The organism is Echinicola arenosa (assembly GCF_014841125.1).
Taxonomy (GTDB): Bacteria; Bacteroidota; Bacteroidia; order Cytophagales; family Cyclobacteriaceae; genus Echinicola; species Echinicola arenosa.
The window spans coordinates 88,105-103,155 of record NZ_JACYTQ010000001.1 but is presented as its reverse complement, the minus strand read 5'-3'; the positions used below and the strand labels follow the sequence as shown (position 1 = coordinate 103,155).

Annotated in this window: 11 protein-coding genes; 5 read left to right on the top strand and 6 right to left on the bottom strand. The window is 38.8% G+C overall.

The window, feature by feature from the left end:
- Positions 1–816, bottom strand: coding sequence for an aminotransferase class IV (locus IFO69_RS00430; RefSeq protein WP_192006986.1), 816 nt, complete (start codon positions 814–816; stop codon positions 1–3).
- A 169-nt stretch (positions 817–985) separates the two neighbouring features.
- Between IFO69_RS00430 and sdaAB the strand changes: the two genes are divergently transcribed.
- From sdaAB to IFO69_RS00415, 3 genes are read left to right on the top strand one after another with little or no spacing between them, the layout of a single operon-like run.
- Complete coding sequence (gene sdaAB / locus IFO69_RS00425; protein WP_192006985.1) at positions 986–1,663, top strand: L-serine ammonia-lyase, iron-sulfur-dependent subunit beta; 678 nt, start codon at positions 986–988, stop codon at positions 1,661–1,663.
- 6 nt (positions 1,664–1,669) lie between these two features.
- Entirely contained in the window at positions 1,670–3,019 is a 1,350-nt protein-coding gene (locus tag IFO69_RS00420) for a TolC family protein (protein WP_192006984.1), read from the top strand.
- A gap of 2 nt (positions 3,020–3,021) precedes the next feature.
- Positions 3,022–4,323 (top strand): efflux RND transporter periplasmic adaptor subunit, encoded by a 1,302-nt coding sequence (locus tag IFO69_RS00415; RefSeq protein WP_192006983.1) that lies wholly within the window; start codon positions 3,022–3,024, stop codon positions 4,321–4,323.
- 52 nt (positions 4,324–4,375) lie between these two features.
- Here IFO69_RS00415 and IFO69_RS00410 read toward each other — a convergent pair whose 3' ends face one another.
- Entirely contained in the window at positions 4,376–5,245 is an 870-nt protein-coding gene (locus tag IFO69_RS00410) for a type 2 periplasmic-binding domain-containing protein (protein WP_192006982.1), read from the bottom strand.
- 138 nt (positions 5,246–5,383) lie between these two features.
- Here IFO69_RS00410 and IFO69_RS00405 point away from each other — a divergent pair, with 138 nt between their 5' ends.
- Positions 5,384–7,393 carry a polysaccharide lyase family 8 super-sandwich domain-containing protein gene (locus tag IFO69_RS00405; protein WP_192006981.1) on the top strand — a complete coding sequence of 670 codons (2,010 nt, stop codon included), beginning with the start codon at positions 5,384–5,386 and terminating at the stop codon, positions 7,391–7,393.
- Between the two features lie 5 nt (positions 7,394–7,398).
- On the opposite strand, the gene IFO69_RS00400 is transcribed toward IFO69_RS00405, so the two are convergent.
- Positions 7,399–8,295, bottom strand: coding sequence for a hypothetical protein (locus IFO69_RS00400; protein ID WP_225443935.1), 897 nt, complete (start codon positions 8,293–8,295; stop codon positions 7,399–7,401).
- A 35-nt stretch (positions 8,296–8,330) separates the two neighbouring features.
- Entirely contained in the window at positions 8,331–8,768 is a 438-nt protein-coding gene (locus IFO69_RS00395) for a nucleoside deaminase (protein ID WP_192006980.1), read from the bottom strand.
- Between the two features lie 364 nt (positions 8,769–9,132).
- Between IFO69_RS00395 and IFO69_RS00390 the strand changes: the two genes are divergently transcribed.
- Complete coding sequence (locus tag IFO69_RS00390) at positions 9,133–10,896, top strand: sensor histidine kinase (RefSeq protein ID WP_192006979.1); 1,764 nt, start codon at positions 9,133–9,135, stop codon at positions 10,894–10,896.
- Between the two features lie 19 nt (positions 10,897–10,915).
- On the opposite strand, the gene IFO69_RS00385 is transcribed toward IFO69_RS00390, so the two are convergent.
- Positions 10,916–12,259: an MFS transporter gene (locus tag IFO69_RS00385; RefSeq protein ID WP_192006978.1), complete on the bottom strand. Its 1,344-nt coding sequence runs from the start codon at positions 12,257–12,259 to the stop codon at positions 10,916–10,918.
- A 77-nt stretch (positions 12,260–12,336) separates the two neighbouring features.
- Positions 12,337–14,766 (bottom strand): glycoside hydrolase family 31 protein, encoded by a 2,430-nt coding sequence (locus IFO69_RS00380; RefSeq protein WP_192006977.1) that lies wholly within the window; start codon positions 14,764–14,766, stop codon positions 12,337–12,339.
- Positions 14,767–15,051: the final 285 nt, after the last annotated feature.

Genomic DNA, 15,051 nt, shown 5'->3' with positions numbered 1-15,051 from the left:
TTATTTAAAGAGCTCTTCGATTAGGGGAATTGGTTCAGTATTGAATTCGGTTTCCCTTATTTTTTTTAAATAGGCTATGCCTGTAACATTGCTGGTGAAAATCTGTTCTGCCTGAAGCATATCACCTTCAGAGAACTCTCCTTCTTCAATTTTAATGTTTTTACTCTTGAGGTGCTCGATAATTTTTCTTCTGGAAACCCCGGCTATGCAATTGCACGTTAAGGAAGGAGTGAAATAGGTCTTTTTTTTAACCCAGAACAAGTTGGCAGAGCCTGCTTCTGAGATGTTTTCTTTTTGATCAAGCAAAATCACCTCGTCCATTTTCTTTTCGCTTCGCTGTTGATTGGCCATTACATAGGTAAGGGCATTTAGAGTTTTGCAATGAGACCAGGGACTTGAGGGAACGTGAATCGAAGGACTAATATATGCTTCATTTTTAATCTTTGGTGGTTGGGTATGTCCTTGAACCATAAAAATCTCTTCCCTTTCATTTGTTACAGGAGTGTATTTCCCTAATCCAGACCGAAATACACTCCATCGAACACGAAGGGGCTGATCAGCCCCAAACTTATCAGCAAGGTTTGATTCTAATTGAGAGATGGAAATTAGTTGATTACTATTGATCTTTAGTGTTGATAAGCCTTCTTGAAGCCGATCCCAATGAAGTTCCGAAAACCTTATTTTTCCATTGATAAACAGCATGGTTTCAAAAAGGCCATCACCAAAAAGAGCTGCCCTATTTATAGTACTGACGTTACTTTGAACAAGGCTTTGGTTTTTACCCATAATAAAAAAAACTGTATTAAAATCGGACATAAACATGTTCGTTTTCGGTCAAAATTTAAGATTGAAACTTATTCTCAAAAGTAAAATTAAGTTAAATTTGACCAATTAGACGTAAGTTTTAGGGATTTAAATATAATATGGGTGATAATTAAATCTTTAATATTAGATTAGCATAGAACTTGAATTGCAAACCCCAAATATGACAAGAAAGAGTAGTGTTTTTGATATGATAGGTCCAGTGATGATAGGCCCTTCATCTTCACATACCGCTGGTGTAGTGAGAATTGCCCGTGCTGCTGTGAGGGTTTTAGGAGGCATTCCAGATGAGGCTGTTATTACTTTCTATAATTCATTTGCCCGCACCTATGAAGGACATGGAAGTGATAAAGCGATTATAGGAGGTTTGCTGGACTTCAAAACGGACGATGTTAGGATTAAACAGTCATTTGAACTGGCAGAGGAAAGGGGCTTTATTTATCAGTTCAAATCAATTGGTAATGCGTCAGTTTATCATCCAAACACGATAAAGTTAAACTTGAATAGAGCCGGTAGGAAAGTGGAGGTGATAGGAGAGAGTTTGGGAGGTGGAGTGATCAATATAAAGTCCATAGATGGTTTTAGTGCAGATTTCTCAGCGCAAGAGCATACCTTGATCATTAAAGCTGATGATGTGTCTGGTGCAATTGCGTTTATTACCAGTATATTGGCTCAAGAAAAAGCAAATATTGCTACCATGTCAGTTTCGCGGAAAGGGAAGAGGGAAGTGGCCTGTCATGTGATTGAAATGGATTCAGGTTTAAATCCAATTACAATTAAGTATTTAGAAAGCATTACTTGGATACATGAATTAATCTACATACCAGATATTGACTTATAATTAAATATGAAGAAGAAACTTTTTACTGCCATGCTTTTGGCGTGCGGTATTTTTACATCTGTATGGGCACAAAATGAAGACATCTCTTCCCTATCTTTGGAAGAGTGTGTTCAGATAGGCATTGAAAATAACCTAGAACTTCAGCGAAGTGTCCTCAATCAAGAGACCAATAGAGCAAACCTAATGGAGAGCAAATCGCAAAGGTACCCATCCTTGTCTGCATCATCATCTTATCGGTACAACTGGGGACGTTCAATTAACCCTTATACCAACGTGGTGACCACCAGTAGTTTTGGTAATGCCAATTTTGGAGCTAATGCCAATATGACCCTTTTCGCAGGTAGGCAGATCAGTAATAGCATCAATCAAGCTGTGGTAGATTTGGAAACTGGGGAACTTGATGTAGAGGCAACCAAAAACAATATTACACTTAATATTGTGAATCTATTTGTGAATGTGGTGTTTGCAAAGGAGCAGTTGAGTGTGGCTAAGTCTCAGACCGAAGTGACCAGTCAACAATTACAAAGAACAAAAAAATTAGTGGATGCAGGGGCTCTGCCACTTTCAGATCAGTTGGATTTAGAAGCTCAAAATGCAACCAGCGCGATGGAATTAACCAATGCCAAGAATAACCTTCGGCTATCGAAGCTGAATTTGATGCAGGCGATACAGATTCCTTTTGAAGATGAGTTTGATGTTTCTGTGCCAGAATTGGAGGCAGAGAATTATATGATTGCCAATGACAACATGGAAGAGGTGTTCTCTATTGCTGTTACTTTGATGCCAGAGATTAAGGCTGCGGAGCTTGGAGTAGAGAGTGCTGACTATGGAGTTAAAATTGCTAAAGGCTCCTATTATCCGACATTGGGATTGGGAGGATCAATTGGAACAAATTATATCAATAGCTTGACCGATAGCCTTGGGGAAGTAGTTCCTTTTGGTAAGCAGTTTAACGGTAACATTTCAGAAGGAGCAGGGGTGAGCCTTAGTATCCCCATTTTTTCAAATGGTCGAAATAAAGCTAACCTGCAGAGAGCAAGGGTTCAAAAGTATTTGAGTGAGATTAGGGAGAAGGAGGTCAGGAACCAATTGCGACAGGATATTGAAACGGCTTATACTAATGCAGTCGCAGCCAAGCAATCTTATGAATCATCTACTATCAGGGTTTCCTCTTTGGATGAGGCATTTCGGATGGCCCAGAAGCGGTTTGAAGTGGGGGTGATCAATGCCGTTGATTTTCAGGTTGCCCAAAACAATTTATTTAATGCACAGGCAGATTTATTACAAGCAAAATACGAGTATATTTTCAGTGTAAAAGTATTGGACTTTTATCTAGGTAACCCTTTAACATTATAATCATGGCTAAGAAGAAATCTAATAAGCTGTTATATATTTTACTTGGCGTTGTAGGCGTTTTGATTGTTTTTATGTTGATCGGCCGTGCCGCGGGATGGGTAGGGGGAGCTGCTGAGACGGAAGTGGAAGTAACCAAAGCGGCCAAGAAAACCATTGTAGAGAAAGTCAGTGCTTCTGGGGTGATCGAACCGGAAACAGAAATCAAACTAAGCCCTGATGTGGCTGGGGAAATCATTGAACTTAATGTAAATGAAGGGGATTCCGTGAAGCAAAATGACTTGTTGGTAAAAATAAGGCCTGATAATTTTATATCTGCCCTAGATAGAACAAGGGCCAACCTTAACCAACAAAAAGCCAATTTGGCGCAATCTCAAGCAGCCTTGAAAAGATCTGAAGCACTTTTTGAAAGGGCACAATTAGAATTTGAAAGAAACAAAAGCTTATACAATGACAAGGTTATTTCAGACTCCGAGTTTGAGCAAGCTAAGGCAGATTACATTTCTGCTGAAAATGATCTTACGGCTGCCAAACAATCTGTACAAGCATCGGAGTATGTAGTGAAAAGTGCCCAAGCCAGTGTAAGTGAAGCCAATGAAAACTTGAATCTTACCAATGTTTTTGCTCCGGTGGACGGTGTGGTTTCTAAGCTTTTGGTTGAAAAAGGGGAAAGGGTAGTAGGTACCCAACAGATGGCCGGTACTGAGATGTTAAGAATAGCGGATTTGAGTAAGATGGAAGTAAGGGTGGATGTCAACGAAAATGATATTGTAAGGCTTTCCCTAGGAGATACCACATTGATTGATGTGGACGCTTATTCTCATATTGGTGAAAAATTTAAAGGAGTGGTTACTTCAATCGCCAATTCCGCTAATGAGAAAGCCAGCCAGGATGCGGTGACTGAATTTGAAGTTAAGATCAGGATCATCAATTCTTCCTACCAGAGTTTGGTGACCAAGGAAAATAAATATCCTTTCAGGCCTGGGATGACTGCTAGTGTAGAAATTATTACTGAGAAGAAGACAGATGTTTTATCTGTTCCTTTGGCTGCCGTAACTACGCGTGAAAATATGAGGGTTGATTCAACCAATCAAAGTAGTGATTTGCAAGAGCTGATTTTTGTGACTGACAATGGTAAAGCAAAAATGATTAAGGTGAAGACAGGTATTTCAGATTTTGAGAATATTGAAATCCTTGAAGGAATTAAAGAAGAAGAAGAGTTGATATCAGGACCATATTTTGTGGTGAGCAAGAAGTTGTCAGATGGTGATAATGTTAAAAAGCTAGATAAGCCATCTACAAATTGAAGGAAATAATGGTATAAAAAAGGCCGCTGAATAACTATTTCAGCGGCCTTTTTTATATGAGTTCAGCAAAGTTTACGTCTACAAATTCTTCCAGAGGCAATTTCTTGTTTATCAAGCCAAGCTCCATTAGAATATCAATGGTTTTGTTCAAAGTGCTTTTATCCATCTTTGAAGATAAAGCCCAATCTGTTTGACTAAGCCAGGCTTTGATGTCTTCTTCTTGAATACTGTAAGCAGCACTAATGGAATTTGAGAGATTTTGAAGTTGAGATAGCGATCTGGATTTTGAGTAAAGTGCTTGTTGAAGTTGGGATAATATCTCTGCCTCATTGTCCAAAAAATCTTGATGGACTACGATAACAAAGCAAGGCCATGGTGTTGGGATTTCACCAATTCTTTTAAAATAGCCTTGGTCCACAAGGGGTTTGGTGGTGTATTTTTCCCAAAGGAATGCTTTGGGCTTCTCGTCCTCAAAAGACTGTTTGGCACCATCCATATTGCCCACCTCTATAAAAGATAGTTTATTAGGATCCCAATTGTTTTGTTTTGCCAAAAGAAAAGCCATCAGGTGTGAACCCGAACCATATCGGCTTATTAAAAATGGCGCATCACTAAGTTCGGAAATGTTGTTTACTCCAGAGTGTACTGGAACATGAATGCCCCAAGTAAGAGGAGAGTTAACATGGAACCCTATTATTTTACCGGGATTGGATTCGGTTTTGTCTTTGATAAAACTCTCAGTCAGAAGAATGGCTAAATCGGCTTCCTTATCGTTTAGGGCCTTAATCATAGCACCAGATCCTTTAGATTCATCAGTCCATTCCAGCAAATATCCTTGCTCTTTTAAGGGTTGTTCTTGGACAAGTTGGATCCATGGAAAATTGAAATGCTCAGGCACGCCAATGATTTTGATTGTTTTCATAGCTTAAAGATAGGAAGAGTTGCCATATGTAGCGAAAACCATTTATGTCAATGAGACAAATTTATTTCTTATATGTTGGTTTTTGAATTCTGTATTTATACATTTAAATTTATAAAAATGTATTTTAAATGAAATATAATGTTTTTTATTAAAGTTGTATGTGTTTTTAGCTTCTTGGTGGTTTTTACAAATGTAAGAGCACAGATCGATAGTGGGATGGAGAAAGTATTAGGTAGATACCGTGAATTGTTGCTTAGTTCCACCCTCAAAGAAAATAATGTAAATAATTATTTAATTCGATTTGATCAATCAAAGGGTCGATGGAAGGATCTGGATTATGGTGATAAATCTCGTTCCAGTTGGGATCTTAGTTCTCACATAAGAAGAACCAAATATCTGGCATTAGCTTATTCAGTACCATCATCCTCAAAGTATGGTCAGCAGCAGATGATTGATTGTGTTAATCTTGCGCTTGAAGAATGGTTTGAACACTCATATGAAAATACCAATTGGTACCCCAATGAAGTGACCATTCCTAAAATACTTTCTGATATTTTAATACTTCTTGATGAAAAAGTAAAAGCTGAATATCGATTCAAAATTTTACAAACTTTAAGTGAAATCGACATTAGGAAAACCGGGATCAACTTTATTTGGCTTTCGGATAATGTATTGCATTATGCTCTTTTGAAAGAAGATGAAGACTTGGTAAGGAAGACAGTAGAGGGAATAATAAGTGAAATTCAAATTGGAGGTGAAATAGGGGTACAAGAAGATTATAGCTATTTTTTTCATGAGGAGAGACTTCAGCAATTTTCGTATGGAGGAGCATTCTTGGGTATTACAGCCCGTATTGGGTGGGAGTTAAGGGATACTAAGTATGCCTTCCCAAAAGAGAAACTCAATATACTGAGCGATTATTTGCTCCAAGGGATGCAATGGATGGCTCGAGGAAAATATACTGTCCCAGCTACTTCTGATCGGTCCTCTTCAAGAGTTGACGCCTTGACAAGTACATTTGATGTTGAAACTCTTCAATTTATGAAAGATTTGGTGCCAGAAAGGGAAGTTGAATACGACCGTATAATAAAAAGCCTAATGTACCCTACATTTGATGAATTGACTGGTGCAAAGGCTTTTTCAAAAGGAGAGCTTTTGGCTTATCATCAAGATCAATTTAGCATGTTTGTAAAAGTATTGTCTGAAAGAAACCTTCCCACACAGTCAATAAATGGAGAAAACTTGAAAGGCAAATTTATGAACTATGGAAATACCTATTTTTTACGAACTGGAAAAGAGTACACTAATTTAATGCCTTCTTGGGATTGGGATTTTTTACCGGGATTCACCAATGTAACAGGAGGGGTAAAGGTAAACAGAAAGCCCCTTACGGGCGTTCTTTCTGACGGGCAATATAGTTTAGCATCGATGGATTTTGAAATTGAGGGCAGTGCCAATAAAAAGTTATTATCAGCAAAAAAAATTTGGTTTATCTATGATAATATATTGGTCTCTCTAATTGCTGATATTCACCATGAAGGAAAAAGTAGTGTTACAACTGCTATGGATCAAACGAGATGGAAAGGACAAGTATACGAAAATAGAGGAAAGGCTTTAACTAAGTCTGGCAATTATGAGGTTGGTAATTGGGTGTTTCATGAAGGTTTTGTGTATGGAACTCATGGGGAAGATAAATTAGGCGTAAAACTTCAAGAAACCTCCCACTCATGGGGAGAAATTAATGAAAGGTACAAAAATGAAAAACCAAAGTCTGACAAAGTATTTCTTCCATATTTAATTAGCAGTGGTGAGTCTTCAGAGTATTTTGTCTGTGCAGTTCCATCAAAGGAACTCGCAGAGGAAGTTTTCAAGAAACCTACATGGAAAGTTCTTTTAAATGATAGTTCGGCCCAAGTAATTCAAACGGAAAATGGGATTGTATTTGGAGTTTTGTGGTCTTCGGGAAAGACCTATGAATTTAATGGATTCAGTTTATTTGTTGATTGTCCGATTCTTTTTATCAAAAAAGAAAGCAATTTCACTTTTATAAATCCCGATCCCAAAGTAAGTACAATCCAAATTAAAGTTAACGATAGAAGCTTTAGAGTTCAATCTGACAAGTTAAATGGAAATACTGTTGAACTCTAATGATCTTATTCCAACATATAATCTAAAAACCAAAATAAGCCATGGAGGTGATCAACATGATCAGGAGCGGTATTGCCCGCAAAAGCTAGAATCTTCAGTTTTCCTTTAGATACCTCTCCAAGTAATTGCATACCCAAAGGGCCTTCTTTTAGCACTGGAGTTTGAATTAGGGAAAGCTTTTGAATTAAATAGTCAGCACATTCAGTGGTGCTGGCATAAGTTCCGGGAAAAACCGAGCTGTGGGTGAAAAGAAAGGTCTTATTGCTTTTAATGGCATCTTTGGCAAGTTTTTCAAATGCTGTCAGATCTTCTTCGTTGATTTTGCTACCTGCTGCCAAGGGAACTCCTTGAGGGATATAGCCAGCATGCATTCCATCGAGTAAAAGTGCACCATCTACTATTTCGTAATTTTCGGAAACCAGGATAGCCCTTACAGCACCATATCCTGCACTCCATCCAGAAATAAAAATGGTTTTTATTGGTTTGTTTAATTTAGTTTTAGCAGTCCGGATAAGGTTGGTGAATGTTTCAGGGTTTGTGAAAGGAGCTGAATAGGCTGATGACCCACTGCCCAAATTAATGGTGATTGATGCCCAACCAGGATTGGAAATAGCAGCATAATTGGCAATGGATTTTAATCCGTGGAAATGGACCAAAAGAGAGAGAGAATCCGTGTTTTTTGAAGTCTCTGGTAGAAACAGGTCAATTGAATGCTCAAGAATACCATCAATATTCCAGGTTTCTCCAGAAATTTCCTCACTGTTTATTCTTTGGTGCGGACGAGTATTTTCTATCATAGGAGAAGGGTTCTGGGGCGTCATTTTGCCCTTTTGCTGTGCAAGTAATCCTTCAGTAGGTAAAGAGAGTAATATGATTAGAGTGGCAGCAATGCACTTCAGCATAATCGATGTTTTGAATGGAGGGACTTGGATAAAGTTTAAATGCCAATATCTTCATTCCAGAGTTCTGGTTTTTCTTTGATAAAAGTGGCCATTAATTGTTTGCACTCTTCATTATCGACAACAATCACTTCGACCCCTCTTTCTTCGAGCAGTGCTTCTTCACCTAGAAAGGTTTTGTTTTCTCCTATGACAACTTTTGGGATTCCATACAGTAGAATAGTTCCAGAGCACATTGGACAAGGGGAAAGCGTGGTGTATAGTGTACATTCTTGGTATACTTTAGCTGGGAGTCTCCCAGCATTTTCGAGTGCATCCATTTCACCGTGCAATATTGCGCTGCGTTGTTGCACCCGGCGGTTGTGTCCTTTTCCAATGACTTTTCCATTGTGGACCAAAACGGAGCCAATAGGAATACCTCCCTCTTCATAACCTTTTTTGGCCTCTACAATAGCTTCTAAAAGAAAATTATCCATAATGTGTCTTTTAATTTGTGATTATAGTGGTTATGTATTATTCGTTAAACCTAATTAGTTCAAAGTAGATTTAATAATTAAATAGGAAGAAAATTAATCATGTTTTAGTACAATAAGCTAGTTGGAAAAAATATTTGCATAAAAGATGAAGCTTGGAGTAAATATAAATATCTGATAAATTTAATAAGATATAAAAATAAGTGTGTTTTAATGTTGCCTTCCAAAAAATGTTAAATTTATAGATTGTTTTTGTTATTAACTGCAAAAAATACGTCATGAAGAATTGCAAAAATGTGATAAAATTAGAACTTTGCTGTCTGTTTCAAATGTTGATTACCGATAACAGTTTTCTATTTTTAGTATAATGGAATTTACTCTTGGCGCATATTCGCTTTCATTGCTGGTTTTTGCTGTTTTTACCCTTTTATTATCGGTATTAGTTTTTACTCGTCTTAACACAGATGTCAGGTGGTTTGGTGCTATGATGTTGGCTGTAACTGTATGGGCGGCGGTTGATGGGATTATGGTGGCAGAAGATAGCCTTGACCATATGCTGTTTCTGGTGAATTTTGAATACGTAGGGATTGCTTTGGTTCCTGTATTTTGGATTTTATTTGTCCTTCGATTTGTGGGGAAGGATCAGTGGCTTACCAAACCGTTGGTTGCAGTACAGTTTCTCTTTCCTCTGCTTACCCTTATTATGGTGTGGACTAATAATTTACACCATCTTCACTACAAATCAGCTCAACTTATTGAGGTAAACGGATTATATGGCCTCATAACTTCCAAAGGGCCGTGGTATATCATACATACTACTTATTTCTACTCCCTAATGATATTGGGGATGGTGTTGATGGTAAAGCGGTGTTTTGAAACTGAAGGGATTTACCGAAAGCAAACGATTATTATTCTCATTGGTACGGCAGTACCTTGGCTAGCCAATATCCTTGTGGTTTTTCAGGTTGAGCCTTTCAATGGTTTTGACCCAACTCCGTATGGTTTTGTGATAACAAGTTTTATTGTTGTCTTCGGTTTTTTGGAGTTACAGTTATTTGATGTAGGTCCGATTGCCAGAAACAAAGTTATAGATTCTATCAAGGAAGGGATGCTGGTACTCGATGTGGAGAGTCGGATGGTAGACTTCAATCCTCGTATGTTATGGATACTTCAGAAATCAAAGGGTGAACTGACAGGAAAACCATTTAAAGTGCTGGGTTTTAAAGGAGGGCATTGGGACGAGGTCACCCAAAGCCAAAAGGAACATTATTCAATGGAAGTAGAGATGGATGTCAGGGGAGAAAAATGCTATTATGCGGTGAGTTGCAAGCTTCTGAAAGATGGGAACAAGTATATTAGAGGACGCTTGGTGATGTTCAGGGATGTGACTCAGTTTGTGATGGATCAAAAAAGGTTGGAACTTCAGGCGAAAGAACTTGGGGAATTGAACAGTACCAAAGATCGATTGCTTTCTATAATTTCGCATGATATGAGGGGGCCGCTCAATACCTTGACACAATTTTTGGAAATGACGGATGCCGGAGTGATCACTGATGAAGAGCTGAAAGCCATGATGCCTAGATTTGCTGAAAACCTAAAGCATGTTTCAGGATTTCTTGAAAATTTATTGGTTTGGGCAAAGGGTCAACTTAAAGGTGAGAATATAGAAAAAGTAGATTTTGATATTACCAATGAAATAAAAGCAGTATTGGAGCTTTTTGAGGCTTCTTACGAAAATAAAGGTATTTGTGTCAACTTTGACCAGACGAAGCAAGTGATGGTAAATGCTGATGAAAATATGATCAAGTTAGTAATCAGAAATTTGCTGAGTAACGCCGTTAAATTTTGTGATTCAGGTGATAAGATAGATATAATTTTAGATGCTAAAGAAGATGAACTTTTTGTCTCAGTAAAGGATACTGGGGTGGGAATTGAAAAAGATAATATTCCTTTGATCTTTTCCAGTGAGGCCTTTACCACATTTGGCACGCAAAAGGAAAAGGGCACAGGTTTAGGGCTGATGCTGACAAAGGATTTTGTGGAGAAGAATGGAGGAGAAATTCATGTTGAGAGCAAATTGGGGGAGGGTACCGTTTTTCGCTTTACAGTACCCCTTTCCAAGGCAAATTAAAGGTTGATTAATTATTGATTTATTGAACAATGTCATCTTTATCATCAACGAAGTAAACGCACAAGGCAGCAACAATCAACATTATTCCAGCAGTGAAAATTGCATAAACAGCTTGCCCTCCGTAAAAGTGTTTGACGATAAAGCCTCCCACAAATCCATTTAATATTTGAGGAGCTGTGATAAAGAAGTTGAAGATACCCATGTAAACCCCCATTTTTTTGGCTGGGATAGATCCTGCGAGAATTGCATAGGGCATTGCCAAAATACTTGCCCAAGCAATACCAACTCCAATCATGGAAAAGTTAAGGAGCCATTTCATTTCAGTGTTTGTAACCCATAAAATGGAGATAAGGCCTATTCCACCTGCGATTAAACAGATGGCATGGGTCATTTTACGACCAATTTTTGCTGCTACTATGGGCAGGGCCAGAGCGAAGACGGCCGAAACCAGGTTGTAGACTCCAAAAATTACGCCTACATAGTTTCCTGCCTCGTTAAATTCAAAAGACGAGCGATCTGAGGCTTGTAAGCCCCAAACATGTTGTGCTAAAGCGGGAGTAGTGAAAACCCACATTGAAAATAAAGCAAACCAAGAGAAAAACTGAACCAATCCCAATTGTCTCATGGTCTTTGGCATTTTCCGAAAATCAGTGAATATGGCCAAAATGCCTTTTTCTTCTTGCTGACTAGATTCGCTAACTATCTTTTCTGGAGGTTCTTCAGTTGTTCTAAGGACAGTCCAAAGAATGGAAGCGACGAGAACAGTAGCTCCTTGAAGAAAAGCCCAAATTACGTTGAGAGGCACAATACCTTCTTGTGCGGTGGTGGTTATATTGAACCATTCAGTCAAAATGTAAGGCAACCAGGAGCCAATAACTGCACCCAAACCGATTAACAAAGTTTGTACAGCGAAACCTAAAGTTCTCTGATCAGTAGGTAGCTTGTCTGCTACCAGAGCTCTAAAAGGTTCCATGGCTATGTTAAATGAAGCATCCATGATCATAAGAAAACCAGCTCCTACCCATAGGGCAGGTAGGAATGCTACGAACAATGCTGCGTTGGGCATTAAGATCAGGCCAATGGCAGCCAAGAGTGCACCAGCTAGAAAATAAGGCCTTCTTCTGCCCAACTTGGTCCAAGTACGGTCACTGTAGTGCCCTACAATGGGTTGAACAATCATTCCTGTAATCGGGGCTACAAGCCAAAAAAGGGATAAATGCTCCACATCAGCCCCGAAGGTCTGAAGGATTCTACTGGCATTGGCGTTCTGTAGGGCAAAGCCCATTTGGATGCCCAAAAAGCCGAAGCTCATGTTCCAGATTTGCCAGAAACTCAGCTTTTTCTTATGTGTTTTGGGTTGCATTTAACTTCATTAGGTTATTAAAAAGATAGCTGTAAGACTTGCAATCTTACAGCTATTCAATGGATTCATAACAATGGTTATCTTCCAAATCTAAGATTTATTTCTTGATCTACGTTTTCAATCTTTACACGAGGAAGCTCAGGAGTTTCTATGAAAGGAAGACAGTTGTCCGGCAATGGATCAAAATCAGTAAGTTTGGAAAGAAAAGCCATAGGCTTGTTTGCGATGGTTAGATCGTGATTATTTAGATAGACATGCTCTATTTCAAAACCATGGAAAATGATTTCTATTTGTTTAAAAGTAGAGGCGTATTCTCCTTCAGCTTTTGAGATGGTCAAGGTTTGGGTATCGCTATTCAAAGTGACTTTTCTCCTGTGATACTCCCCGGTTTTATAGGCCAAACTTTTACCATCATCTTCATAGTGTAAATATTCGGATTCACCATTGCCTTTATATAAATGGAGTCTCATTACACCGTCATGAGTCTCTCCCGTATGTGAAATAGGAGACTGCATAGGGATAATAGCTCCTGCTTTTACCAAGGCAGGAAGGTAATTGATCGGTGAATCTAGGTAGATGGTTTGCCTTCCTTGATGCTTTTTGTCATCATATAAGTAGTACCAACTTCCTTCTGGAAGGTAAACTTTAGCGATTTCCTTGATACTTTCGATGGGCGCTACCAAAAAGCTATCACAGAAAAGATACTGATTCTGAAACTTTCCATCATAAACCAAATGATCATGGGGATTGTCGATGGCAAGACTTTTGGTGAGAGGAAGTCCATTTTGACTACTCTTATAAAAAGAGCTGTAGATCAAAGGCAAAAGTTGATATCGAAGTTTGATATAGTTTCTGGAAATTTCTTCTACTTCTTCTCCAAAAGACCAAGGTTCAGCAGCGTTGCTATTGATCATAGAGTGTGCTCGATAAAGTGGGGAAAATGCAGCAATACTTATCCATCTGGCAAAGAGTGATTTGCTGGCTTCACCACAAAACCCTCCTACATCATAACCAGCGAAAGCTACGCCGCTAATACCCAAACTATTAACCAGTCGGACTCCTGCTAGCATATGTTCTTCACTCGCCACATTGTCTCCTGTCCAAGCAGCGGCATAACGTTGGATTCCAGAAAAGCCAGCTCTGGTAAGTACAAAAGGGCGTTCTTGGCCATTTTTATAAGCACCTTCCTGTGCTGCTCGGGCCATTTGCATTCCATAGATGTTCCTTGCTTTTCTGTGGCTTACTTGTTCACCTTCATATTCGAAGTTGATGAGGTTAGGAGTATGTTGCCCCCAAGAAGCGGGTTCATTCATGTCTGTCCAAAAACCATCCACCCCAGCATCTGTATAAAAAGCCATTTTTTCAGCCCACCATTTTCTGGTTTTTTCTGCAGTAAAATCAGGGAAAGCACACCATCCTGGCCAAACCTGTCCCTCATAAGTTTCTCCATCAGGGTACTTTAAGAACAAGTCTTCCTCGATCCCTTCTGTGTAAGGAGCATAACCATTTTCTACTTTAATGCCTGGATCCATTATGACTACAACCTTAAAGCCTTTTCCCTTTAGTGAGCTGATCATAGCTTTCGCATCAGGGAATTTCTCACCATTGAATGTAAAGACTTTGTACTTTTCCATGTGATGAATATCCAAATAGATTACATCTCCAGGGATATCCTTATCTCTAAAGGTTTTGGCTATAGTTTGAACTTCTGATTCCGGATAGTAGCTGTATCGGCATTGTTGGTAACCAAGCGCCCACATAGGGGGCAAACTTAACTTACCAGTAAGCTCAGTGTAAGCTGAGATGATATTTTCGATTTTCTCTTCATGGAAAAAGTAGTAATCCATGTCTCCATCCTCTGCTGAGAAATAGGAAAAACGTCTGTTGGAAGCCCCAAAGTTAAAGACCGACTTATGAGTATTGTCCAAATAAATCCCATATGCACCCTGTTGGTGAACCCCAATATAAAATGGGATGGACATGTATAGCGGGTCATCATTTACCCCGTAGGCAAAATAGTCTGTGTTCCAGTTGGTAAATGCCTGTCCAGCACGGTCCAATCCGCCTGTTTTCTCACCCAAACCAAGGAACCGTTCATTGGGTTGAAGTTTTTTATAATTGCTTACTTCTGTTCCCAGCCAAGAGACACCAAAGGCATGATCATCTTGATTCAACAGGTTTCCATTTAGATCATAGAATGAAAGTGCCCATTGATCCTTGCTGATAGTGAGTTTAATTTTGGTAGTTTCGAGGGAAATAGATGTATCACTTTCCGTAATCTGGAAAGGATGATCTTCCAACGGAGACTTGATTACACTGTAGGGGTTTGGAGAAAAAGAATCAGATTGGGTAAGTCTAACCCTGATGGTATGGTCAGCATAAGCGCTGATCATGAATTGAGCATTGTCGGTCTGTCCGATTATACCAGAGGGTGTTTGGTTCCACGAAATAAGCCTTCCAGCTGACATGTTTTGAGCAGGGTTGTTGCTAGTTAATACATTAGTCATTTGGGTGTAATTAATGATTGATCTTGTATGATGTAATTATTACAGCCCTCCTAGGGTAGGATTTGGAGACAGCTAAAAAAACCTGTTTTTGCTATGCTGGTGACGGACAGCTCATCGCTTAAAGTGCAGGTTATGAATCGCTAAGTTAAAAAGTAAAATGAAAGTAAAAAACTAAATTATGTAGCTCATTTCTTGATATGGCCTTTTTTGCCCTAATTTAATCTATCAAATGGCGGTCGAAAACGCAATTCAATCGTGTGCATAGAATTATTGTAAAAAATAAAA